This is a genomic window from Rickettsia fournieri (assembly GCF_900243065.1).
In the GTDB taxonomy this organism is placed as follows: Bacteria; Pseudomonadota; Alphaproteobacteria; order Rickettsiales; family Rickettsiaceae; genus Rickettsia; species Rickettsia rickettsii.
Genome location: NZ_LT978484.1, coordinates 710811 through 734105, shown reverse-complemented (window position 1 = coordinate 734105; position 23295 = coordinate 710811). Strand labels below are relative to the sequence as shown.

Sequence of the window (23295 nt, the reverse complement as noted above, 5' to 3'; positions counted from 1 at the left end):
ATTTTTAATAGTAAAATGAGAGGAAAACAGATAAATAAATATTTAGCTCTGTCCAAATATTTTTAAAAAGAAATTCTGTTTAATATTGAGATAAAATTTATTCAATAGTATAGTAATTTAATAGAGATTTGTTTACAGAGTTAGGATTTTTATTAACAAATTTCTCTAAGCTATTAAAGTTGTTAAAACCACTAATCGTTTTAAATTAAAACATATGGCATTCATAAATTCAGAGAATTGATTTTTGGCAATTCCTATATATCTAACCCGTTTATTATCTTTTGAAAATACCCTCTCAAAAGGTGCTCTGATTTTCGTATAATATTTATCAAGGTCAAAATTCTTATCTTTCATATTATTTTTCTTTATTGAGCAAAGATGGAACCCCTTTTTAGCTGCTGCATTCTTGGCAGAGATTGTACAATAACCTTTATCAACATATGTAGCACCGGAGCTTGGCATAACATGCTTAAAACCTTTGCTATCAGTAACATTTGCAGGGGTAACTGCAACCTTATTGATCATTCCTGATTGAATATCGACACTCACATGTTTTTTATAACCATACCAAAATTTATTTGCTCCCTTACAGCCAATTTTAGCTTGTTTATCCTTTACAACCTTAGGCAGAGTCTCATTATTCAATTTATCATATTTTTGTGTTCTTAGTTTATCACGTTCCTCCCAAAGATTAGCTTTTGAGATTAAATGAGAAGCATCTACAAAGGTAAATACTTCACCCATATAGCCTTGTGCTCGTAGTTGATCTCGGAATTTTACAAATATTTTTGATAGTAAATTAGTGCCTATTTTTTTACGTATTTTACTAAATACACTATAATCAGGCGTCTTCTCTGTAAGAGCAAAATCACAAAACCATTTTGCCGCTGTGCTATCAGCTAAATAACGTTCCAATTCCCGATCCGATAAGTCTTCCATAAATTGCAGCAGCAAACATTTAAACAGCCTCACTATACCATAGCCTTTATAGTTAGCTTCGCATTCTACTGCTAATAACTCAGCTTCAACTGCTTTAAAATTGAATAAACTTTTGAATTTACGATATTGATGATCCACACTTATTAACTCATCTAAACTTACCATTATCATTTGATACTCAGACATATGAACATATTTTTTGTTTTTTTTAATTATACCTGCTATCCTCTCATCTCGCAACAGTCCCTAATGATTATAATTATTAGATCTTTTTAAGCGAAAATTAATAAGATTTTTGAAGGAATAGTTATGCATATTTCAAAAAAATTTGATAATTTCCAACTAAAAAGAGCCATAATTATGATTATTCTATTAAAAGTGCACAGGACTTAGGCTCCTCTACCGGATTTTCCTATCTCTCTTTGTCTTTCTTCTAATACCTTACTTGTATGCGGTCCTACCGCTTCTTTATCTTTACTAAATTTACTTTTTCCTAAATTAACTATAGTTTCTGCTACTACTCCTAGCACTTTTGGATCTGATAATAATTTTAACGCCAGCAATAATAATTTTACCGTATTCATGTTTGCTAAATTTATCGGCAATTTGAATTAATTCAGGTTTAGCGATTTTTTGTGCTTTATTATTGATTATATTTTCCGTAATTTGAACTAACCCCTTTTGATTATCAGGATTTTTTAAAATTGTACTAAATCGTGATTAAGAAGGGGTTTTACTTTGTCTGAAGTAATTTTGTCTAATACATTTATTTTTTCTGTTTCGGAAGTTTGAAAGTTTTTTGTTATTTTGCTAAGCCTCTTATTTAAAATAGGCGTGAGAAGATATGGGATAACTTTAGACTGTAAAAGAGTTTCTTTTGAACTATTGGATATAGTTTCGGAATGTAAAACAGAAGCACATTTTTTTATAAGCGATGCTGCATCTGCTATCATCTTGCAACCAGCTTCAATAGAACCTACACTATTGGTAGCACTTCTCGCTTTTCTGAGGTTATTAAGCTCCAATGCAAGATCAGGTAAAACTTGAAGTCTTCCAGGTAAACTGCAATGCACTAGGAACATTCCCGACTGCTTGGATAACACTTTGTATTATACCTAAATTATCTTTATTAAGATCTAGATATCGTTTATTTAACTCATCATATTTTTTGTTACCTGTGTCAGCTCCAAGCGCTAAATATCCAACTTGAACCCACGAAAGGTTTTTATATTCTTCATCAAGCTGTTGCCTTATATTATTAATGGATTCCTGCTCTTGCTCTTGGCTTTTAGACATTTAAATACCTTTATATAATTTAAGGGACTGTTGCGAGATGAGAGGATAGCAGGTATAATTAAAAAAAACAAAAAATATGTTCATATGTCTGAGTATCAAATGATAATGGTAAGTTTAGATGAGTTAATAAGTGTGGATCATCAATATCGTAAATTCAAAAGTTTATTCAATTTTAAAGCAGTTGAAGCTGAGTTATTAGCAGTAGAATGCGAAGCTAACTATAAAGGCTATGGTATAGTGAGGCTGTTTAAATGTTTGCTGCTGCAATTTATGGAAGACTTATCGGATCGGGAATTGGAACGTTATTTAGCTGATAGCACAGCGGCAAAATGGTTTTGTGATTTTGCTCTTACAGAGAAGACGCCTGATTATAGTGTATTTAGTAAAATACGTAAAAAAATAGGCACTAATTTACTATCAAAAATATTTGTAAAATTCCGAGATCAACTACGAGCACAAGGCTATATGGGTGAAGTATTTACCTTTGTAGATGCTTCTCATTTAATCTCAAAAGCTAATCTTTGGGAGGAACGTGATAAACTAAGAACACAAAAATATGATAAATTGAATAATGAGACTCTGCCTAAGGTTGTAAAGGATAAACAAGCTAAAATTGGCTGTAAGGGAGCAAATAAATTTTGGTATGGTTATAAAAAACATGTGAGTGTCGATATTCAATCAGGAATGATCAATAAGGTTGCAGTTACCCCTGCAAATGTTACTGATAGCAAAGGTTTTAAGCATGTTATGCCAAGCTCCGGTGCTACATATGTTGATAAAGGTTATTGTACAATCTCTGCCAAGAATGCAGCAGCTAAAAAGGGGTTCCATCTTTGCTCAATAAAGAAAAATAATATGAAAGATAAGAATTTTGACCTTGATAAATATTATACGAAAATCAGAGCACCTTTTGAGAGGGTATTTTCAAAAGATAATAAACGGGTTAGATATATAGGAATTGCCAAAAATCAATTCTCTGAATTTATGAATGCCATATGTTTTAATTTAAAACGATTAGTGGTTTTAACAACTTTAATAGCTTAGAGAAATTTGTTAATAAAAATCCTAACTCTGTAAACAAATCTCTATTAAATTACTATACTATTGAATAAATTTTATCTCAATATTAAACAGAATTTCTTTTTAAAAATATTTGGACAGAGCTAAATATTTATTTATCTGTTTTCCTCTCATTTTACTATTAAAAATTATCTCGCAACAGTCCCTTTAAAGGTTTATAAAATTTTACTTTTTAATTTTAAAAGTCATGGTTATCTTGCAATGGTTTTTTACTATAATTTTTCATTTACCGGTAAATCCATACTAACCTCTCCACACAATAAAACAATATTCTCCATTACCTGAGGATCTATATCCGGGTTGTTATACTCTTTATTTTTCTGAATCCAGTTGTAATAGTAAGGGTCAGGCCATAATTCCATGATTTTCGGTAAAGATTTTTGCTGTATAGTACCGACATTATACTCGAGTTTTAAAACTTCAGCCGGCATTCACCCTACATCACCGATAAAATATATTGCTGAGAAATGCAAAATCGATTTAATATTATTATCGGGATCTATATGGATTTATAATATTCACGTTGTACATCATTAAGCAATTTCGCTACTATAAGTGGTTTATCAAGATATTTTTCTATACTTACTAAAGCTATATTTTCTAAGTTTTCGGGGCATTGAACAATTTTATCTAAAGCCGTTAATTTTTCAAACTCTTCCTCTCCTATTTTTTCTTTTAGGTCTCTTTTATATTTTTGTTCTTTATCTGAAGGAAATACTAATTTATCATTTTTACAATCAACCAAAAAAGGAGTAGTAATAGGATATTTAATAAATAAATCTTTTAGTTTCATAATAATAAATTTCTTAATATATAAGGCTATAATATTAATCATTTTTATATTTCAAATAATATCCTCTAGACTATCTAGGTCATGCTTTACCAATCGTAACAACTTCGCTTCAGGGCTTAGATTTTTCACGGCCCATTTTTTAATCCAAGGTTCGGCGAGCTGCCACATATTAACATTACCGTCTAACTGTCTGCCTATCCCTTCCACCATTATTAAAGTCTTTTGCAATAGCAACAACTCCGGTTGTACTTCCATGCCGAAATCTTCCGTGATTTTAAATAAATGTGCAAGCAGCTTACCTATGGAAATATTTTTTATGGGCATCCCTACTATAGGCTCGGTAACTGCTCTACAACTTTGAGCGAATAAAGCTAAATCGGTATTTGATGGGATGTAGCCGGCTCTTAAATGTACTTTAGCAACTAATTTATAATCACGCCTTAAAAAGCCAAATAAACTTTCGGCAACGGCTAAACGATCTTTTTCTTTAAGTCTGCCCATAATACCGAAATCAAGTAAAATTATCTTACCTTGCTTATTCACTAAAATATTCCCTGCATGTAAATCAGCATGAAAAAATCCGTCTCTATAGGCTTGATTGAAAAACATTACGGCAAAATCCTGAGATATTTTTGCAGGCTCTAACCCCATTTCCTTTAGTAGCAAAGTATCATATATAGAAGCGCCGTCTAACCACTCGGTGGTTAATATATTTTCTGATGTTAAATCCCAATATATTTTAGGGATTATCACATTAATATCATTTTGCATATTATCCGTAAGCTCAGAAGCTGCTGCCGCCTCTAAACGTAAATCAAGCTCAAATTTCATAGTTTCATGAAATTTATCGACTACTTTAATCGGTTTGAGCCTTTTTGCTTTAGAAAATTTTGAGATAATTTTTGCAAGAAAATATAGCAGCTTAATATCTCTGTTATATTTTTTATGAATACCCGGACGCAAAATTTTTACCGCAACATATTCACCGGTTATAAGTTGTGCTTTATGTACCTGCGAAATTGATGCGGCAGCGATGGGGGTATAGTCGAGGTGTAAGAAAGGGAGGGCGTCATTGCAAGCAGCCGTAGGCTGCGTGGCAATCTTTTGTTTGCTTGCTGAGATTGCTTCGTCGACATAAATGTCTCCTCGCAATGACGTTATCAACCTTCTAGCCACCCCACCATCAAACGGAGGTAGCTTATCTTGCAGTAACCTTAAATAACCTGCTATCTCTGCTCCTACTAAATCGGCTCTTGTCGAAAGAGTTTGTCCAAATTTTATATAAATAGGTCCAAGATCACTTAAACAATCTATTAAGCGTTTGCCGTAATCTTCCCGTGATTTTTTTATTAACGAGACCGGAGCAAAAAATAAGGCTAATATATAACCGATAAACCTAAAATATTTAGGGCTTCTTGAATCAATTAAGATTTGTTTTTTACTGATGATACGAAAAATACGTATTAAATTAAAAAAATTACTTATCATCTATTATATACTCCGAAGTAAAATAAAGAGTAGTATACGAAGATCAACTTCAAGAAGAGCAAGGAGTTCACAAGTCGAGGAGCGGAGCGTATACTTGAGTACCACAGATCTTGTAGAACGACGTAGCCAATTTTTGAAGTTCATCGAGTATACGCACTGTGGATAGCAACTATTCCGCCACTTAGATTTTTATAACCGACTTCCTCAAAACCGGCGTCTTTAATCATTATTCTAAACTCGTCTTGTGAGGGGAATAAAGCTATACTTTCGACCAAATATTCATATGCCTCTTTATTACCCGCTATCATTTGACCAATACTCGGTATAATATTAAATGAGTAGAATTTATAGAAATCTTTTATGTACCCTTCCTTTACTTTTGAAAACTCAAGACATATAAACTTGCCCATTGGCTTTAAAACCCTACATGCTTCCTTTAAAGCCTTATTTATATCAGGTACGTTTCTAATACCGAATGCTATAGTATAATAATCAAAACTATCATCCGGAAACGGTAGTTCTTCAGCACTGGCTACAGTAAATTGAAGATTTTGAAATAAATTCAGATCTATTGCTTTTTTCTTAGCTTGCTTTAACATTTCTTCATTAATATCACTTAAAGTTAAAGAGATATTATTAACTCTATCTCTTGCTTTTTTAGCAAGTTTTAAAGCAATATCACCGCTACCGCTAGCAACATCTAATATATGAGAGTTAAGATTTGGAATTTGCCTAATAAATTCATCTTTCCATAAGCGATGTAATCCCAAACTCATTAAGTCATTCATTAAATCATACTTATCAGCGACATTAGAAAAAACGTTATTTACTAAACCTTGTTTTTTAGTGTAGTCTACTTTTTTAAAGCCAAAATTTGTTTGGTTCATAGTTTTTTATTATAAATATTAGTATCAAATGCCGGAACTTCCTGAAGTAGAAACTCTTAAAAACTCTCTAAAAGATAAGCTAATCGGGCTTATTATAGAAAATGTAGAGTTAAAAAGAGATAATTTACGTTATAAGCTATCCACGCTTTTAGCTATAGAAATCTTAAATACTAATATACTGGATGTTAGGCGTCGTGCAAAATATTTAATTATAGATTTTAATAATGATTATTCTTTAATAGTTCATCTAGGCATGAGCGGTAGATTTACTCTGCAATCTGCTAATTATAAAACTCAAAAACACGATCATGTGATTTTTGATTTAAGTAACGGCGAAAAGTTAATTTTCAACGATACTAGACGATTCGGTATGATTTATAGTTTTAAGACTGATCTCTTAGAAAAAGAATTTTTTAATGATTTAGGCATAGAGCCTTTTTCTGATTTATTGACGTTAGAATATCTAAAAGATAAGCTACAAACTAAAAAAATACCAATAAAAAACTTGATTATGGATAATAGAGTTATAGTCGGAGTCGGTAATATCTATGCTTCCGAAAGTCTTCATTTAGCTAGAATTCATCCGGATAAATCAGGTAGCGATTTAAGGGATGATGAAATAGAAAATTTAATTAAATCGATTAGAGATGTGTTAACTAAAGCTATAACTGCCGGCGGTACTACTCTTAAAGATTTTGTAAACGGCGATAACAAACCTGGTTATTTTACTCAGCAACTTACGGTTTACGGTAGAGAGGGACAAAGTTGTTTAAGCTGCTCTAGCACTATTATCAAGACAAAGCATTCAGGCAGAAGTAGTTTTTATTGTAAAACTTGCCAATATAGTTAATTGACTTGACATATTTTTTAAAACTATTTATAAAGCTCTTTATTATTTATTCAGTTAATAGCTGTAAAATATATGAAAGTAGACTCCTTGCATAACCTATCTTATAAAGAGGAGTTTGAAGGAGGCACGAAACGCAGCACCGCAGCATACAAAAAGGTACGTGAGGATGCGAGTATTGGATCGACGTATATCGCAGATACTTCAAAAGTTGGGAGTCAAATAAGTGGTGAGCCTGTACAGCGTATAAAAATACGTGAGCACAGACAAATCCCAAAATTTAACTTACCAAATCTTGAAGTATCAAAGGTATACAAATTACCTTTAGAAAGAGGTTATGCAAGGAGTCTAATAAAGCCGGTGATTATGGTAGGAGGTAACAGTAAAAGACTATGGCCTTTGTCATCTAAGGATAAACCGAAACAGTTTAAAAAAATATTGAGTGATCTAACTTTACTTCAGCAAACATTAAACTGAAATAAATTTTTAGGACAACCTACTATTATTATTTCCAAAAAATATGAATCAATCACTAAAGAACAAGCAACAGAAATAGATGTAGAAATAGCATTAATTACTGAGCCTTTACAAAAAAATACTGCCGTTTGTGCCATTATTACGGCATTATCGGCTACAGCACAAGGATTTGATATTGTAGTGTTACTACCTTCAAACCATCATATCATATAGCGGATGATATAAATTATCTTAATACCATAAATAAAGCTTTACATTATGTTACTGAATTCGGCATTTGCACTATGGGTATTCCTATAAATGTTATAAGTGCCAAGTATGGCTATATAAACACAGGATTATCAATTGCAGAAAATGTTTATCTAGTTGATCATTTCATTGAAAAACCTATATTAGAGCAAGCAAACATTTTCAAAGTAATGAATATTTTTGGAATTCAGGAATTTGTGTATACGATGTTAACTTCTTCTTAAACTTAGCAATGAACCTTCAACCTGATTTATTCTGTATTGCAGAAAAAGCATTTAATACTGCCGTAAAAAATGAGAATAGTTTGGCCATAGACAATGAGGCTTATAATGAAATCGCAGCAATTTCTATAGGCAATGCCATAATGGAATATATTTCGGGAATGGTCATGATAAAAGCCGATTTTGCTTGGAACAATCTTGGTACTTGGCATTCCTTATTACAGGTCAAACACCGGAATATAAACGATAATTATTGCGAGGGAAACGTAGTAACAAGCAATACTACAAACTCTTTCATTAGTTCTAATAATAAATTAACTACCGTAGTAGGTCTTGACAATGTCATAATTATCGATACTATGAAAACGGTCTTTTGGTTGCCGATAAATCAAAAATGAATGATCTAGAGAAAGCTACAATCCTATTTACTGCTCTTTTTAATGGAAAATCTGATTCATCACCGAATTATGAAATATATGAAAAAGCTTTTCTAAATAATATTTTATCTTCTGAAGAAATAAAATTAGAAACTATGAAGGGAAATAACGAAGCTTGTTATATTCTTGCTAAAACTTACGAAATAATTAATCGTAACCCCCAAGATGAATATAACTCTATGTTATTAACATTGATTGGAAGTAAATTAGGAAATACAGAATGTACACAGCTTGTTTATTCATATCCTATAAAATATACAAACTTTGAATCTACTGTTAACAATTTTATTCTATAGGACAGCTTAATATCACTTTTGATGATGCTATATTATCAACTGCTTACTCCGATACTTTAAATACTTCAATGTTAGAAGACTCAAATTATAATAATATGTATAACCTTGGTTGAACACCACTAATATTCAAGGCTATTGACATAGCGTTATTGCTTATATATCCTATTTTTATGAGTTTAAACCTCATCATTCAAATATAGCTAATCTTATAAACTTCAAAAATCTGTAAGTTATAGGAACAACTTAGTAATAAAGCGGTTCATTTTAGTTGAGTTACAACATGGAAAATACTACAGAAAAACAAATAATAATATCTGAAGTCAAAAATGATGAAGACATAGATGAAAAAGAGAAAAGGTTAAAAGCAGAAGATTCACGAAAGCAACTTAAAGCAATACTAATAACATTTGGTATTATTTTGACCGGTTTTTTAACTTTTACTTATTTCTTTTTTAATTACATCGAAGAAAAAGCGGAAGAATACAAACAACAACAACAAGAAATTCAAAAAACTAATAAGAGTTGAATATTAGATTACCACACTTCTCCTTTAATTATGATCTTGTTGTATGGCTACGATGTCATTCCAGCAAGGTATTGTTGCGTAGATCCCACCCCGTCATTGCAAGCGACTGAAAGGAGCGTGACAATCCAGAAAAAATAACACAAAAATGCTGTAAATCAGCATTTTTTACTGAATTGCTGCGTCAATTACTTACGTAATTTCCTCGCAATGACGAAAAAAACAATCCACGCAGGCAATGCCCGCTCGTAATGACTATTTTTAAGTTTAGATTGCTTGAAATTAGTTTTATCAAAATCATAGATAAAATCTTTGATAATAGGCACTATAAAATGTTTAAATTTTCTTCCGCTAAATACCCCGTAATGCCCTGCCCCTTTTTGTAAATGGTATCTTTGCATTGATTCAGGTATATTTGAACAAAGTTTTAAAGCAGCTTTTGTTTGCCCTACCGCTGCAATATCATCTAATTCCCCTTCAATACCGAGTAAAGCACATTTAGTAATATGTTTTAAATCGATCGGACGCTTCTCAGAAACTAATTTACCTCTTGCTAACGAAAATTGTTAGAATACTTCATCTATAGTTTGTAAGTAAAACTCTGCCGGCATATCCATACCTGCTAAATACTCATCATAAAATTAATAGTATGATCGGCTTTTTTATAGTCAGCATTTAATAAACTTTGCCATAATTCTAAATGTGAATCTATATGACGAAATAAGTTTAAACTCATAAAGCCGGCAAGTTGGAAGAAGCCGGGATATACTTTTCTACCATGTCCGGGATAGTTTGACGGCACCTGCATTGTAACCATTTGGCAGAACCATTCTAAACTTTTACTTTGAGCGAATTCATTAACTGCCGTGGGATTTTTTCTAGCATCTATAGGGCCGCCCATCAAAATCATCGAACTCGGCACATTTGGACTATTACTCTCCGACATTAAGCTAATGGCGGCAAGCAGTGGAACAGTAGGTTGGCAAACTGCCATAGTATGAACATTCGGTCCTATAAAATTGATAAACTCCATTACGTAATCAATATAATCATCCATATCAAAATGCCCTGCTTCAAGCGGCACATCACTGGCTTCCGTCCAATCTGTAATATGAATATCGGTATACAGTAATAATGCTTGTACTGTTGTTCTAAGTAAAGTAGCGTGATGTCCCGCTATGGGTGCTACTATTAATAATTGAGGTAATTCTTTTTTAAAACCTATTTTCTGAAAATGCCTTAGTTCACAAAAAGACTTTTTTAGTATAACTTTTTCATTAATGTTATAGGCTTTTTATCTCATGGGACTGTTGCGAGATAATTTTTAATAGTAAAATGAGAGGAAAACAGATAAATAAATATTTAGCTCTGTCCAAATATTTTTAAAAAGAAATTCTGTTTAATATTGAGATAAAATTTATTCAATAGTATAGTAATTTAATAGAGATTTGTTTACAGAGTTAGGATTTTTATTAACAAATTTCTCTAAGCTATTAAAGTTGTTAAAACCACTAATCGTTTTAAATTAAAACATATGGCATTCATAAATTCAGAGAATTGATTTTTGGCAATTCCTATATATCTAACCCGTTTATTATCTTTTGAAAATACCCTCTCAAAAGGTGCTCTGATTTTCGTATAATATTTATCAAGGTCAAAATTCTTATCTTTCATATTATTTTTCTTTATTGAGCAAAGATGGAACCCCTTTTTAGCTGCTGCATTCTTGGCAGAGATTGTACAATAACCTTTATCAACATATGTAGCACCGGAGCTTGGCATAACATGCTTAAAACCTTTGCTATCAGTAACATTTGCAGGGGTAACTGCAACCTTATTGATCATTCCTGATTGAATATCGACACTCACATGTTTTTTATAACCATACCAAAATTTATTTGCTCCCTTACAGCCAATTTTAGCTTGTTTATCCTTTACAACCTTAGGCAGAGTCTCATTATTCAATTTATCATATTTTTGTGTTCTTAGTTTATCACGTTCCTCCCAAAGATTAGCTTTTGAGATTAAATGAGAAGCATCTACAAAGGTAAATACTTCACCCATATAGCCTTGTGCTCGTAGTTGATCTCGGAATTTTACAAATATTTTTGATAGTAAATTAGTGCCTATTTTTTTACGTATTTTACTAAATACACTATAATCAGGCGTCTTCTCTGTAAGAGCAAAATCACAAAACCATTTTGCCGCTGTGCTATCAGCTAAATAACGTTCCAATTCCCGATCCGATAAGTCTTCCATAAATTGCAGCAGCAAACATTTAAACAGCCTCACTATACCATAGCCTTTATAGTTAGCTTCGCATTCTACTGCTAATAACTCAGCTTCAACTGCTTTAAAATTGAATAAACTTTTGAATTTACGATATTGATGATCCACACTTATTAACTCATCTAAACTTACCATTATCATTTGATACTCAGACATATGAACATATTTTTTGTTTTTTTTAATTATACCTGCTATCCTCTCATCTCGCAACAGTCCCCTCATGTTAATATGCTTCTTTTAGAATTTTTATACCTAAATGCATTGGAGCAATTTGTGCTCTAAGCCCCTCTAACATATAATATGTATAATTAGTACTTAAATCACAGTTAATCATAATTTATCCACAAATTTAAAAATAATTAATATAAATTTAGTTTAACACTAAAAATTCTCAGTACATTAATTTTAGGACTCACGGCTTAAATTTTTATAAATGCGTGATAATAATGGTCTATATATAAATATGTTTATTTTTTCTTCTTATTTTGCTTAGGAATTTTATTTACGTGGTCATTTAATATTAAACCAAGTACTATCATTTACTTTCTGTTTTTTATAGAATGTATCAATATTATTTATATAATTTTCAAAATCTTTATTCTCTTCTGCTAACCTATTAGCCATATTCCAATCTATTTCCGGTCTTTCTCTAGCAGGAATTGATATTTTACTATCTTCAGGATTTTCTATATCTACTAAAATAAATCCTATACCATGCCTAGTATCATTTTATCTACTTTCAATTAAATCAGCAGCAACTAAATAACCATAATGTGCCCATGAGGAATTTGATAAAGCCTGAAAAAAAGATTCTCGTAAATTACTACGATTGATAATTTTTTTGCTTAAAAAGACCAAAGCCTTGCTTGTTTTCATGCATAATATTTAGCACAATCTTTAATTAGTAAACTCCACTTTTCATTAAGAACTTCCATACCTACTCAATCTGGGGTAACCATTTATTATTACCTTTAGTTCCTTGTTTATTTAAAGAAAAATTATGTTTAATAGGCATATTATGAATCTTCAATTTGTTTTGAAGATATAATGCCAGTGCATCACATACTTACACTGCGGTTATTTTATCTTCTTTATTTGCATTTATTTTAGGTTCTGTGGCTTGTTCATTATTGACATAGTAATCAGGGTTTTGTGAATAATAACACTTTAGCTTAGGTTTTAGCTCTATTCTAATATTAGGTTCTTGTCTTCGTTCAGCAGAAAGCTTACTACTGCTAATTTCACCTGCATCAATTCCTATAATCTCCTTATCTTTTTCTTCTTGAGTCTTGCTTCGTCAATGTGATTTTCTATAAGCCATTCAGCTATGCCATAAGAAGTAAATTTCTGATCTTCATGTACTTTTAAAAAACCAATGATGGTATTTTTGCGATTAAATTCCATATTAAATATACTAATAATTGAAATGCTATAAAATATACATGTTATTTTAAAAATTTCAACTTTAAATTATCAAACTTGATGTTTTCATAAAGTATTATTTATATATTTTTCAAATTTAGAAAATAATGTTTTGAAGTTATGAGTAGTAACATTTGCTACTTCTTTTGATGTTATATTTTTGAGTTCGGCAACTTTTTCAGCGACATACCTAACAAATGCCGGTTCGTTTTGTTTGCCTCGCATAGGCGTAGGAGCTAAGTAAGGAGTGTCGGTTTCTATTAATAACCTATCAAGCGGTATATATTTGACTATTTCTTGTAAATCAGTAGCATTCTTGAAAGTTATAATCCCTGACATTGAAATATATAAACCGATATCTAGCATTTTTGCCGCTAGATTTTTTGAAGAGGTAAAGCAATGTATTAAACCTGGAAATGTGCTGTTACGCATTTCTGAGGTTAAAATGTCAATAGTATCTTCGTCTGCTTCTCTTGTATGAACAATAACAGGCAGGCGTGTACTAGACGCCGCATGTATATGTGCTACAAACAAATCTTTTTGTAATTTTTGATCGTAAGGCTGATGATAATAATCAAGCCCCGTTTCACCGATTCCGATAATTTTCGGATGCTGGGTTAGCATAATAATTGCCTCAGCATCTGAGTTCGGGAAGACGTAGTCTTGACGTAGCAATCTTGTCCAAGCTTCCTGAGATTGCCACAGCACTTGCAGTGCTTCGCAATGACTAATAAAAGAATTCACTTCACACGGATGCACCCCAACACTCGCAAAAACATTTTCATATTTTTCAGCTATCTCTAAAATAATAGGTAAATCTTCAATTTTAGTGCAGATAGTTTGCATATACTGCACATTATTTTCTAATGCTCTTTGGATGACAGAATCTAAAAGCACTGCGTCATACCATGGTTTGACTACGGTATCTAGAAAACAACTAATATTAGTTGTTTTAATACCCTCACTAGATCCCGCGATGCGATCGCGGGATGACAAGTTACTACGTAAATTAAGATGACAATGTGAATCTATTAACATATTATACTCTTAGTAGGTGTGTCATACTGCGGTCTCGCCACGGTATGACACACTATTCAAATTTTGGAAATATTATGGTAGGTTCTAAAATATTGCTACCCGCTGTTAAAGTATAATCACGTATTAAATGCTTAAATAGACGTTCTTCTTTATTTACCCCTAACTGATCAAGCATTTTATTTGCTGAACTCGGTATAAACGGCAGAAGCATTATCGCAATATAGCGTAAAACTTCTAGTAAAGCGTATAACACTTCTAACGTTTTATCTGGATCGGTTTTTTTCAAATTCCAGGGTGCTTCGCTATCAATATAGATATTTGCCTCTTCGGCCAAATTAATAATATTTTCAAGAATTTTATTAATCTCTGTTTTGTCCATCAATAAAATATTCTGCTCGACAAATTTACTTGCGGTTTTTAAAATCGGTAGCTCATATATTTTATCTATAACACCTTGCGTAAGCAAAGGCACTTTGGCGTCATTATTCTTATAAACAAAAGATGTAGTACGCTGTAATAAATTACCTATTTTGTTTGACAACTCGCTATTAATACGGGTAATTAAATTACTACGAGCAAAATTGCCGTCCGCACCAAAAGTTACTTCACGCATCAGAAAATACCTAACTTGATCAACACCGAATTCATCAATTAACTTAATCGGATCAATGGTATTACCAAGAGATTTAGAGATTTTCTGCCCCTCATTCGTCCACCAGCCATGAGCCATAATTGTTTTCGGCAGCGGAACTTCTGCAGCCATTAAGAAAGCAGGCCAATAGACGGCATGAAAACGCAAGATATCTTTACCGACTACATGTAAATCAGCCGGCCAAAACTTACCGTAATTACTTTGTTCATCAAGATAACCGAGTGCTGAAATATAATTAGTCAGTGCATCAAGCCAAACATAAATTACATGTTTTTCATTATTTGGCACTTTTATTCCCCAATTAAAAGTAGTACGCGATACCGATAAATCTTTTAAACCTGATTTAACAAAGCTAATTACTTCGTTACGCCTTGATATAGGTCTGATAAAATCAGGGTTTGCTTCATAAAACTCAAGCAATTTATCCTGCCATTTTGAAAGATTAAAGAAATAGCTAGGCTCTTTCACCCATTCAACTGGAGCACCCGTCGGTGCTAAACCGTCCCTCGTAAGTTCCGACTCATCAAAAAAAGCCTCATCTCGCACTGCATACCACCCTTCATAAAAACCTTCATAAATAGTGCCGTTATCTAGTAATTTCTGCCAAAAAACAGCTACAACTTCTTTATGCCTGTGTTCCGTTGTTCTGATAAAATCATCATTGGAAATATGCATAGCAGTCATCAGATGACGAAAACTCTCTGATGTTTGATCGGTAAATTTTTGTGGGTCAATATTTTTATTAATAGCTGCTTTTTCTACTTTCTGCCCATGTTCGTCAGTACCTGTTAAAAACATTACATCGAAACCTCGAAGTCGCATGAAACGAGCGATTACGTCACTTGCAACGCTAGTATAAGCATGACCGATATGGGGAATATCGTTAACGTAATATATAGGGGTAGTAATGTAGTAAGTATTGTTCATAAATGCTTTTTTATTAACTCATGTACTTCAAGTGGACTTAAATCTGAAGCTTTAATTGTTTTTATTCTCTCAGGAAATCTATTACTTAATTCTTTAAAGCAATAATAGATTTTTTTATAAAAATCTATACCTCTTATGTCAAATTTATTGTTCATATTTCGTGAATTGACTCTCTTAATAGCAGTATCCGGCTCTACGTCAATAAAAAACGTAATATCCGGCATAAGAGAAGGCATTAAAGTTTTGTGCAGATTATAAACTAAATCTATGCCGTTTTCTAGCCCTAATCCTTGATAACATGCAGTTGATTCAATAAACCTATCACATATTACAATATGTCCCTCTTGTAGAGCTGGTATAATTTTCCGTGCCATATGATCATAACGTGCTGCCATAGCTTGTAATAGCTCGGACATGGGTAGTAATTCTTCATGTACTAGAATTTCACGCATTTTTTCGGCTACAATAGTACCACCGACTTCACGAGTTAAAATAACGGGAGCATTTTGAGATTGTAAATATTCATAGAGCATTTGAGATTGAGTAGATTTGCCTATCCCTTCCCCTCCCTCAAATGTAATAAACTTTCCTTGTTTCAAATTATTCATTCATTACAATTACTTTAAGCTATAACTTTATAATCATATCTCTTAAAAAAATATTTACAAGGAAGATTACATACTTATATACTCCTACAAAACGAAGAGCTGTTATACGAAGATCAACTTGGGAAAGAGTAATCGGTCTGTAAGCCGAGGAGCGGAGCGTATATTAAACGTTCAGCATCCGAGGACTTACAAAGACATTGTCACCAATGTTCCAAATTCATCGAGTATAATCCATTATAAATTTTAAATTATTAATATATGAATAATTCATTAAGTAAAAGGGATTTTTCGATCCTAATCGGTAATGCGATGGATCATTTCGATACTGCACTTTATGGGTTTCTTGCTCCGCTACTTGCTGGTATTTTTTTTCCGAATCATGATAAAGGCGTTGCTTTAATACTTACCTATAGTGTTCTTGCTGCGTCTTTATTTACACGTCCCATAGGCTCTTATTTTTTTGGCGTAATTGCTAAAAAATACGGCGGTGTTTTTGCTTTATCTTACTCTTTAATCGGCGTTGCTTTAACAACTAGCCTAATCGGTTTAATACCTTCACATGCTCAAATAGGCTGGCTTGCACCGCTATTATTAGTGTTGCTTAGAACATTGCAAGGAGTATATTCCGAGGGTGAATGTGCCATTGCTAAATTATTTATTTTAGAGAATAAAGAAGAAAAAAAAGCGTTTAAAGCTTCTTACCTTTATCAAACATCTACTATGGTCGGTATTATTCTTGCTTCATTTATCAGTACTATAGTTTTAAATGTAGAGTATAATACATATTGGCGTTTATGTTTCATATTTGGCGGGCTTACAGCACTGATAGGTTATTTTTTAAGAAAGCGCGAGGATATTGTAGTCAAGCCCTCATTGTCATCCCGCGGCTTGACCACGGGATCCAATAAAAAAGATAAAATTACTTTACGTAATTTTTGGATACTGTGGTCAAGCCACGGTATGACACCTGGGTCCTCTCCTCGCAATGATATAGTATCATCACTATTACAAGACTTAACTACAATTTGGAACTGTAAACTAAGTATCTTACGCATTAGTTTTGCCATAGGTTTCTCATATATGACTTATATAGTGCCTTTCGTCTTTATGAATAGTTTTATTCCGCTTATCACTGATATATCACTCGAAATAATGATGAAATTTAATACTGAATTTCTGATTTTTGATATGATTATGATTCCGATAATAGGGCATCTAACAAAAAAGCTACATTACCTTAAAATACTAAACTGTACTCTTATTTTAATGAGTTTAAGCATAATTCCTTTATGGCTCTGCTTGAATAATGCATCTATATGGTATGTTAATTTTGTACGTATTTGGATTATAATACTCGGTGTCGGGTTCTTGGCACCTTTGAACTGCTGGCTAAATGATTTATTTAAAACTGCCGATAAATATATGTTAGTCGGTATCGGCAGTAGTATAGGTGCTTCATTAATCGGACGTCTTACTCCGTCAATCTGCCTAATGCTATGGTATGTAACCGGCAACTCTTTATCAATTGCGGTTTATATAACCGCAATATCGATGGTCACTTTATGGGCTGTTAGAGGAGTTGTTGCACGGATCAATGTCATTCCTGCGAAAGCAGGAATGACATCAAGAACATTATCTAATCCCGAACAAGACTGTTATTAGGAAAAGAATTTAATAAAACACCATACTCAAAACTAATCCGATATAATTATTAGCTCTGAATCTTGTCATACAATTGGCAGGATTTTCAATATCAAGAGTTGCTACTTGCAATATCAGTAAAATTAAAGCAGCTAAAATAGGTAAATAGTCGATATTATGATTAGCCATTTTTGTTGCTAGAATAAATAACAATATAAAACCTATATAACATATATAAAGCCAAAGCTTAAAATGCTTGTTCTCTAAATATATACTTAACGATTTCACTCCTATTTTCTTATCATCTTTTATATCCATATATCCGTAAATCGTATCATAACCGATGGCCCAAAAACAGCATGCTAAATACATAATAATCGCTGCTATATCAAGTGTATCCTGAACTGCCGCATAAGCTATTAAGGCCCCTAGCTTAAAGGTAAATCCCAAAAAGATTTGCGGGAAATACGTAATACGTTTCATTAACGGGTATAGGCTAATCATTATTACCGCAAAAAAACCTGTATATATGGCTGTTTTGTTTAAAAGTAGCAAAATACAAAGTGAGATAACGCTAAGCATAAAGAGTATCAAAATAGCATAAGAAACAGATAAAGCCTTGCTAGCTAAAGGTCGCTCTTTAGTCCTTGCAACATGCTTATCAAATTTTCTATCAAATATATCGTTAATAATACACCCGCTACTTCTAGCTGTTATACTACCTAAAATAAATAATGGTAATAAATGTATTAACTCCGTTCTTGAGGGGTTTGCAAGCAGTAACCCAAATAAAGCAGGAAAAAAAACCAGCAAATAAGCTACCAGCTTATCTGCACGCATTAATTTTAAAGTAAGCAAAAGTTTGTTCAGGATTAGCATATTAAACCTTAAATTTAAATAAATATGAATATTATAGATAATTTAAGATAAAATACACCACGAAATAAAGCTACTAGATTTTTATGGCTAAAAAATTAAAACATGATTCATTAGTAAAAATAATAATGAACGACCCGGTAGCAGCACAAGAATTTTTGGAATATTATTTACCCGATGATTTTAAGAGTTTAGTAGATTTATCAAAAATAACGGTAGAACAAGAAAGCTATATTGAGGAATCTTTAAATAAGAAATATAGTAATTAGCACCAATAATAAAGAAGAAGCATTTGTTTATGTATTAGTAGAAGCCCAATCAACAATTGATTATTGGACGGCTTTGCGGTTATGGAAATATACACTATTATTATGTGAAAGACATAAGCAAGGAAAGGATAAATTACCGCTAGTTTATAATTTAGTTATTTACAACGGTAAAGAAATTTATAATGCTCCAAGAAATCTGTGGAGTTTATTTACTGATAGTGTGATGGCAAAGAAATTAATGGCGGGAGATTATCAATTAGTAGATTTGCAAGCTATGACAGATGATGAAATCGTCAAGAAAAAACATTTAGGTATGCTAGAATATATGATGCAGCATATCCATATGCAGGATATGATAAAACTATGGGAGAAGTTTTTAACAGAGTTTAAGCATATTATAATATTGGATAAAGAAAAAGGTTATATTTACCTAAGATCGTTCTTATGGTATACTAACACAAAATTATCAAAACAAAAACAACCGGAATTAGTAGAAGTATTGGATACACATCTATTACCGCAAGATAAGGATACTATTATGAAAACTATCGCTGATACATATAGAGATGCAGGAAAGGTGCAGGGTATTGAGATAGGCAAAGCTGAGGGCGAACATAATAAGGCAGTAATTATAGCGAAGGAAATGTTCAGTCAGGGCTTTAAAATTCCTGTTATTGCCAAAATTACAGGTCTTCAAGAAACTTTTGTTCGCTCAATTGTAAATAAGTCATTAATCATGCAAGCACCACTTGCACAAATCCTAAATATCCATATCCTCCCAAAGAAAAGCATCTATTGTCATAATCACATATAACCTTTATAATAATATTCTTGAATCAACTACAAAATCTATGAAAGAATTTCCAAAAAATTATAATTTTACCGAAAATGAAAAAAAGTGGCAGCAAATTTGGCAAGAGAAACAAATTTATGCTTATAATCCAAACGTTGCAAAAGAAGAAACCTATGTAATCGATACTCCGCCTCCGACAGTTTCAGGGCAGTTACATATCGGTCATGTTTATAGCTATACGCAAACCGACTTTATTGTACGTTTTCAGCGTATGATGGGTAAAAATATCTTTTATCCTATGGGTTTTGACGATAACGGGCTACCGACCGAGAGACTTGTTGAAAAGCAGAAACAGATCAAAGCTTATAATATGGATCGATCTGAATTTATAAAAATTTGCGAAGAGGTAGTAGAAAATGAAGAAGAAAAGTTTAGAAGTCTATTTAACCAAATAGCTTTATCGGTTGATTGGAGTTTAGAGTACCAAACTATTAGTCCGTTATCACGAAAAATATCACAAATGTCTTTTCTTGATTTAGTACAAAAAGAGGAAATTTATCGTGCTAATCAACCGATTTTATGGGATCCGGTAGATGGTACAGCTCTTGCCCAAGCCGATATTGAGGATAAGGAAAAAACCTCTTTCATGAATTATATTACGTTTAAAACCGAGCAAGGAGACCCGCTTACTATAGCCACTACCAGACCTGAGTTATTACCGGCTTGCGTAGCCGTATTTTATCACCCTGACGATGAACGTTATAAGCATCTAGCAGGTAAATCAGCTATAACCCCACTTTTTAATGAGCAAGTTCCACTGCTTGCTGACCCTTTAGTACAACAAGATAAAGGTACGGGACTGGTAATGTGCTGTACGTTTGGTGATCAAACGGATATTACTTGGTGGAAGACGCATAATCTACCTTTAAAAACTATTATCACTAAAAAAGGTACAATAGACTTCCAACATGAAACTTCTATAGATGGGTTGAAAATTAAAGAAGCTCGAACAAAAATAATAGATATTTTAAAAGAACAAGAGTTGCTTATTAAACAAGAAGACATCACTCATACCGTTAAATGTGCCGAAAGGTCAGGTGCTCCTCTTGAAATACTAACTGTACCGCAATGGTTCGTTAAAACTATATCACATAAAGAAGAATTGCTTAAAAGAGCGAATGAGTTAAATTGGCATCCTAAAAATATGAAGATTCGTTTAGAGAATTGGATTAATGCCATTAGTTGGGATTGGTGTATAAGTAGGCAGCGTTATTTTGGTGTGCCTTTCCCTGTTTGGTACTCTAAAAGAGTAGGTGAGGAAGGAAAAATCTTATATGCCGATGTTACGCAGCTGCCTATCGATCCGTTAAAAGATTTACCTATGGGTTATAGTAAAGAGGAAGTAGAACCTGATTATGACGTAATGGATACTTGGGCAACAAGTTCCGTTTCGCCTCAACTTTCTACTCATGGGATTTCTGACGATTTCGCTGTTAATAAAGATAGGCACGATAAATTATTTCCGATGGATTTAAGACCTCAAGCACATGAAATTATCAGAACTTGGGCATTCTATACTATTTTAAAAGCTCATTTACACCAAAATACTTTGCCGTGGGAAAACATCATGGTAAGCGGTTGGTGTTTAGCTGAAGATCGAAGTAAAATGTCAAAATCTAAGGGCAATGTTTTAGTTCCTGAAAAACTGCTAGAACAATATGGTTCCGACGTGATACGTTATTGGTCGGCAAATTCAAAGCTAGGTGCTGATACCGCCTATTCTGAAGACGTTATGAAAAACGGCAAAAGGCTTGTTAACAAGCTATGGAATGCCGCTAAATTTGTTTTTATACATTTTGATAAACTGAAAGGTGAAGATAAAAAAGCGAGTTTACTCGATATTAAAGAAAAAATCACTAACGAGTTTGATAAATGGATGGTTAATAAGCTAGTGGAATTAGTTAAGCTAGCTACAAATGAGTTACAAAACTACGAATATGCAAATGCTATGCATCTGACGGAAAAATTCTTTTGGGTGATATTTTGTGATAATTATTTAGAAATAAGCAAAACAAGAAGCTATGATGAGGAACACAAAAATCCACAAGGACAATATAGTAGCATATTAACTTTATATCATGTTATGCAAACGTTACTGAAACTATTTGCACCTTTCATGCCGCATATTACCGAAGAATTATACCAAATATTATATAGTGAAAATTCTATTCATGTTAAAGGTAGCTGGGTTAATTACAGTGACTTAAATTATGAAATCAATGCAAAAGGAGCAGAAGGGCTGCTTGAAATACTAGATATCGTCAGAAAATTCAAAGCTGAGAAGCATCTATCTATAAAAGCTCCAATAAAATTGCTTGAAGTTAGCGGTATAGTATTATCTGCAGAATTAGCAGAAGATTTAAAAAACGTCACATCGGCAGAAGAAATACAATTTGAGATGAAAGATGATAAAATTAAAGTCAATATTATCCTTTAAAAATATTATAGGTTTAATATTAATTATATTTGCCGGTATATTTTTTTATGCTTATATATTAGAACATGACTGGCGATATGTAACCTTAAGTGATGAACAAGTGAAAAAATACAGGATTAGTGAGAAAAAAGCTATTGCCCTTTATCAGTTAATGAAAGACACTCATGAGCTACTTGGTAAGAATAATATTAATTATTGGATAGAAAGCGGCACTCTGCTTGGAGCCGTTAGACATCAAGGCATAATTCCTTTTGACGATGATTTAGATATCGGCATTATGCATGAAGACGAAATACGTTTGCAACAAATATTACCGCAATTTGAGCAACTCGGTTATACTGCTTCCTATGAGAGAGCTTATAATATATGCAAAAAAGCTTGTTTAGATATTTTCATTTTTCATAAAGAACAAAACAAATTTATATATACTAATTTAGCGGCTCGAAATAAGTATCCTAAGAGTTCATTTTATGATAATGAATTATATCCTTTAAAAAAATATAAATTCGGTAGTATAGAGGTTTACGGTCCCGCTGATCCTATAGGAAATCTAAATAGGCAATATCCAGAATGGGATAAGTATGCAGTGATAGAGCAGTCCCATAGCTTACATTTACCTTTGTTATCGAATATCGAGAAAAAAACTAAATTTATATTAACTCCGGAATTGTTAAAACCTGCTCAGCCTTTTAGTCCTTTAGAGGATAGAATAAACTTTTAAACAAATTGAGATAAAAAAGCCATAACCGG

General features: G+C 32.5%; 23 protein-coding genes and 3 pseudogenes. 11 read left to right on the top strand and 15 right to left on the bottom strand.

The window, feature by feature from the left end; all coding sequences use genetic code 11:
• Positions 1-165: 165 nt before the first annotated feature.
• The 4 genes from C4Q30_RS07050 to C4Q30_RS10000 form a co-directional block, all read right to left on the bottom strand.
• Entirely contained in the window at positions 166-1179 is a 1014-nt protein-coding gene (locus tag C4Q30_RS07050; protein WP_209445201.1) for a transposase, read from the bottom strand.
• A gap of 149 nt (positions 1180-1328) precedes the next feature.
• Complete coding sequence (locus C4Q30_RS07045; RefSeq protein ID WP_085065745.1) at positions 1329-1523, bottom strand: hypothetical protein; 195 nt, start codon at positions 1521-1523, stop codon at positions 1329-1331.
• A 114-nt stretch (positions 1524-1637) separates the two neighbouring features.
• Positions 1638-2012, bottom strand: a complete 375-nt coding sequence (locus tag C4Q30_RS10005) for a hypothetical protein (RefSeq protein ID WP_245207533.1) — start codon at positions 2010-2012, stop codon at positions 1638-1640.
• Complete coding sequence (locus C4Q30_RS10000; RefSeq protein ID WP_245207532.1) at positions 1972-2235, bottom strand: hypothetical protein; 264 nt, start codon at positions 2233-2235, stop codon at positions 1972-1974. The genes C4Q30_RS10005 and C4Q30_RS10000 overlap by 41 nt, the downstream gene beginning before the upstream one ends.
• 30 nt (positions 2236-2265) lie before the next feature.
• Here C4Q30_RS10000 and C4Q30_RS07035 point away from each other — a divergent pair, with 30 nt between their 5' ends.
• The gene (locus tag C4Q30_RS07035; RefSeq protein WP_209445201.1) at positions 2266-3279 is read left to right on the top strand and encodes a transposase; all 1014 of its coding nucleotides are present in this window, start codon (positions 2266-2268) and stop codon (positions 3277-3279) included.
• Positions 3280-3527: 248 nt separating this feature from the next.
• Here C4Q30_RS07035 and C4Q30_RS07030 read toward each other — a convergent pair whose 3' ends face one another.
• The 4 genes from C4Q30_RS07030 to ubiE form a co-directional block, all read right to left on the bottom strand.
• Positions 3528-3746: a hypothetical protein gene (locus tag C4Q30_RS07030; protein ID WP_103897592.1), complete on the bottom strand. Its 219-nt coding sequence runs from the start codon at positions 3744-3746 to the stop codon at positions 3528-3530.
• Between the two features lie 68 nt (positions 3747-3814).
• Positions 3815-4150 carry a hypothetical protein gene (locus C4Q30_RS07025; protein ID WP_103897591.1) on the bottom strand — a complete coding sequence of 112 codons (336 nt, stop codon included), beginning with the start codon at positions 4148-4150 and terminating at the stop codon, positions 3815-3817.
• A gap of 9 nt (positions 4151-4159) precedes the next feature.
• A complete protein-coding gene (ubiB, locus tag C4Q30_RS07020; RefSeq protein ID WP_103897590.1) occupies positions 4160-5596 on the bottom strand; it encodes a 2-polyprenylphenol 6-hydroxylase in 1437 nt (478 codons plus the stop codon).
• Positions 5597-5736: 140 nt separating this feature from the next.
• A complete protein-coding gene (gene ubiE / locus C4Q30_RS07010) occupies positions 5737-6483 on the bottom strand; it encodes a bifunctional demethylmenaquinone methyltransferase/2-methoxy-6-polyprenyl-1,4-benzoquinol methylase UbiE (RefSeq protein ID WP_103897589.1) in 747 nt (248 codons plus the stop codon).
• Between the two features lie 28 nt (positions 6484-6511).
• Between ubiE and mutM the strand changes: the two genes are divergently transcribed.
• The 6 genes and pseudogenes from mutM (at position 6512) to C4Q30_RS06985 (ending at position 9536) form a co-directional block, all read left to right on the top strand.
• A complete protein-coding gene (gene mutM / locus C4Q30_RS07005) occupies positions 6512-7333 on the top strand; it encodes a bifunctional DNA-formamidopyrimidine glycosylase/DNA-(apurinic or apyrimidinic site) lyase (protein WP_103897588.1) in 822 nt (273 codons plus the stop codon).
• Between the two features lie 72 nt (positions 7334-7405).
• Positions 7406-8094: pseudogene (locus tag C4Q30_RS10555) on the top strand (palindromic element RPE1 domain-containing protein); the annotation flags it as partial.
• Positions 8092-8280, top strand: a complete 189-nt coding sequence (locus C4Q30_RS09175; protein ID WP_209445244.1) for a hypothetical protein — start codon at positions 8092-8094, stop codon at positions 8278-8280. The pseudogene C4Q30_RS10555 and the gene C4Q30_RS09175, both read left to right, overlap by 3 nt.
• Positions 8281-8288: 8 nt before the next feature.
• Positions 8289-8675: a hypothetical protein gene (locus tag C4Q30_RS09990; RefSeq protein ID WP_198913026.1), complete on the top strand. Its 387-nt coding sequence runs from the start codon at positions 8289-8291 to the stop codon at positions 8673-8675.
• Complete coding sequence (locus tag C4Q30_RS06990; protein ID WP_103897587.1) at positions 8672-9010, top strand: hypothetical protein; 339 nt, start codon at positions 8672-8674, stop codon at positions 9008-9010. Before C4Q30_RS09990 ends, C4Q30_RS06990 begins: the two co-directional genes overlap by 4 nt.
• A 280-nt stretch (positions 9011-9290) precedes the next feature.
• Entirely contained in the window at positions 9291-9536 is a 246-nt protein-coding gene (locus C4Q30_RS06985; RefSeq protein WP_103897586.1) for an RP671a family tick cell line-upregulated protein, read from the top strand.
• A 257-nt stretch (positions 9537-9793) separates the two neighbouring features.
• Here the strand turns inward: C4Q30_RS06985 and phaZ are convergent.
• The 6 genes and pseudogenes from phaZ to tmk form a co-directional block, all read right to left on the bottom strand.
• Positions 9794-10827, bottom strand: a pseudogene (gene phaZ, locus C4Q30_RS06980) (polyhydroxyalkanoate depolymerase); the annotation flags it as partial.
• 191 nt (positions 10828-11018) lie between these two features.
• Positions 11019-12032, bottom strand: a complete 1014-nt coding sequence (locus C4Q30_RS06975; RefSeq protein ID WP_209445201.1) for a transposase — start codon at positions 12030-12032, stop codon at positions 11019-11021.
• Between the two features lie 519 nt (positions 12033-12551).
• A complete protein-coding gene (locus tag C4Q30_RS09165) occupies positions 12552-12698 on the bottom strand; it encodes a hypothetical protein (RefSeq protein ID WP_209445217.1) in 147 nt (48 codons plus the stop codon).
• Positions 12699-13310: 612 nt separating this feature from the next.
• Entirely contained in the window at positions 13311-14282 is a 972-nt protein-coding gene (locus C4Q30_RS06965; protein ID WP_103897585.1) for a TatD family hydrolase, read from the bottom strand.
• Between the two features lie 52 nt (positions 14283-14334).
• Positions 14335-15861 (bottom strand): methionine--tRNA ligase, encoded by a 1527-nt coding sequence (gene metG, locus C4Q30_RS06960; protein WP_014121017.1) that lies wholly within the window; start codon positions 15859-15861, stop codon positions 14335-14337.
• Complete coding sequence (gene tmk, locus C4Q30_RS06955; RefSeq protein ID WP_103897584.1) at positions 15858-16469, bottom strand: dTMP kinase; 612 nt, start codon at positions 16467-16469, stop codon at positions 15858-15860. The genes metG and tmk overlap by 4 nt, the downstream gene beginning before the upstream one ends.
• A gap of 258 nt (positions 16470-16727) precedes the next feature.
• Here tmk and C4Q30_RS09985 point away from each other — a divergent pair, with 258 nt between their 5' ends.
• Positions 16728-18131: an MFS transporter gene (locus C4Q30_RS09985; protein WP_103897583.1), complete on the top strand. Its 1404-nt coding sequence runs from the start codon at positions 16728-16730 to the stop codon at positions 18129-18131.
• A gap of 9 nt (positions 18132-18140) precedes the next feature.
• Here C4Q30_RS09985 and ubiA read toward each other — a convergent pair whose 3' ends face one another.
• Positions 18141-18989: a 4-hydroxybenzoate octaprenyltransferase gene (ubiA, locus tag C4Q30_RS06940; RefSeq protein WP_103897582.1), complete on the bottom strand. Its 849-nt coding sequence runs from the start codon at positions 18987-18989 to the stop codon at positions 18141-18143.
• A gap of 83 nt (positions 18990-19072) precedes the next feature.
• Here ubiA and C4Q30_RS06935 point away from each other — a divergent pair.
• The 3 genes and pseudogenes from C4Q30_RS06935 to C4Q30_RS06925 all read left to right on the top strand — a co-directional run bounded on the left by C4Q30_RS06935 (position 19073) and on the right by C4Q30_RS06925 (position 23266).
• Positions 19073-20069 (top strand): annotated as a pseudogene (locus C4Q30_RS06935) (Rpn family recombination-promoting nuclease/putative transposase).
• A gap of 37 nt (positions 20070-20106) precedes the next feature.
• Positions 20107-22545: a valine--tRNA ligase gene (locus tag C4Q30_RS06930; protein ID WP_103897581.1), complete on the top strand. Its 2439-nt coding sequence runs from the start codon at positions 20107-20109 to the stop codon at positions 22543-22545.
• Positions 22514-23266, top strand: coding sequence for a LicD family protein (locus tag C4Q30_RS06925; RefSeq protein ID WP_103897580.1), 753 nt, complete (start codon positions 22514-22516; stop codon positions 23264-23266). The genes C4Q30_RS06930 and C4Q30_RS06925 overlap by 32 nt, the downstream gene beginning before the upstream one ends.
• The last annotated feature ends 29 nt before the right edge of the window (positions 23267-23295 follow it).

Excerpts from the sequence above, each read along its gene's own strand:
- C4Q30_RS07045 (WP_085065745.1), bottom strand. The coding sequence starts at position 1,523 with ATGAATACGGTAAAATTATTATTGCTGGCGTTAAAATTATTATCAGAT.
- C4Q30_RS10000 (WP_245207532.1), bottom strand. The coding sequence starts at position 2,235 with ATGTCTAAAAGCCAAGAGCAAGAGCAGGAATCCATTAATAATATAAGG.
- C4Q30_RS07030 (WP_103897592.1), bottom strand. The coding sequence starts at position 3,746 with ATGCCGGCTGAAGTTTTAAAACTCGAGTATAATGTCGGTACTATACAG.
- C4Q30_RS07025 (WP_103897591.1), bottom strand. The coding sequence starts at position 4,150 with ATGATTAATATTATAGCCTTATATATTAAGAAATTTATTATTATGAAA.
- ubiB (WP_103897590.1), bottom strand. The coding sequence starts at position 5,596 with ATGATAAGTAATTTTTTTAATTTAATACGTATTTTTCGTATCATCAGT.
- ubiE (WP_103897589.1), bottom strand. The coding sequence starts at position 6,483 with ATGAACCAAACAAATTTTGGCTTTAAAAAAGTAGACTACACTAAAAAA.
- mutM (WP_103897588.1), top strand. The coding sequence starts at position 6,512 with ATGCCGGAACTTCCTGAAGTAGAAACTCTTAAAAACTCTCTAAAAGAT.
- C4Q30_RS09175 (WP_209445244.1), top strand. The coding sequence starts at position 8,092 with ATGGGTATTCCTATAAATGTTATAAGTGCCAAGTATGGCTATATAAAC.
- C4Q30_RS09990 (WP_198913026.1), top strand. The coding sequence starts at position 8,289 with ATGAACCTTCAACCTGATTTATTCTGTATTGCAGAAAAAGCATTTAAT.
- C4Q30_RS06990 (WP_103897587.1), top strand. The coding sequence starts at position 8,672 with ATGAATGATCTAGAGAAAGCTACAATCCTATTTACTGCTCTTTTTAAT.
- C4Q30_RS06985 (WP_103897586.1), top strand. The coding sequence starts at position 9,291 with ATGGAAAATACTACAGAAAAACAAATAATAATATCTGAAGTCAAAAAT.
- C4Q30_RS09165 (WP_209445217.1), bottom strand. The coding sequence starts at position 12,698 with ATGAAAACAAGCAAGGCTTTGGTCTTTTTAAGCAAAAAAATTATCAAT.
- C4Q30_RS06965 (WP_103897585.1), bottom strand. The coding sequence starts at position 14,282 with ATGTTAATAGATTCACATTGTCATCTTAATTTACGTAGTAACTTGTCA.
- metG (WP_014121017.1), bottom strand. The coding sequence starts at position 15,861 with ATGAACAATACTTACTACATTACTACCCCTATATATTACGTTAACGAT.
- tmk (WP_103897584.1), bottom strand. The coding sequence starts at position 16,469 with ATGAATAATTTGAAACAAGGAAAGTTTATTACATTTGAGGGAGGGGAA.
- C4Q30_RS09985 (WP_103897583.1), top strand. The coding sequence starts at position 16,728 with ATGAATAATTCATTAAGTAAAAGGGATTTTTCGATCCTAATCGGTAAT.
- ubiA (WP_103897582.1), bottom strand. The coding sequence starts at position 18,989 with ATGCTAATCCTGAACAAACTTTTGCTTACTTTAAAATTAATGCGTGCA.
- C4Q30_RS06930 (WP_103897581.1), top strand. The coding sequence starts at position 20,107 with ATGAAAGAATTTCCAAAAAATTATAATTTTACCGAAAATGAAAAAAAG.
- C4Q30_RS06925 (WP_103897580.1), top strand. The coding sequence starts at position 22,514 with ATGATAAAATTAAAGTCAATATTATCCTTTAAAAATATTATAGGTTTA.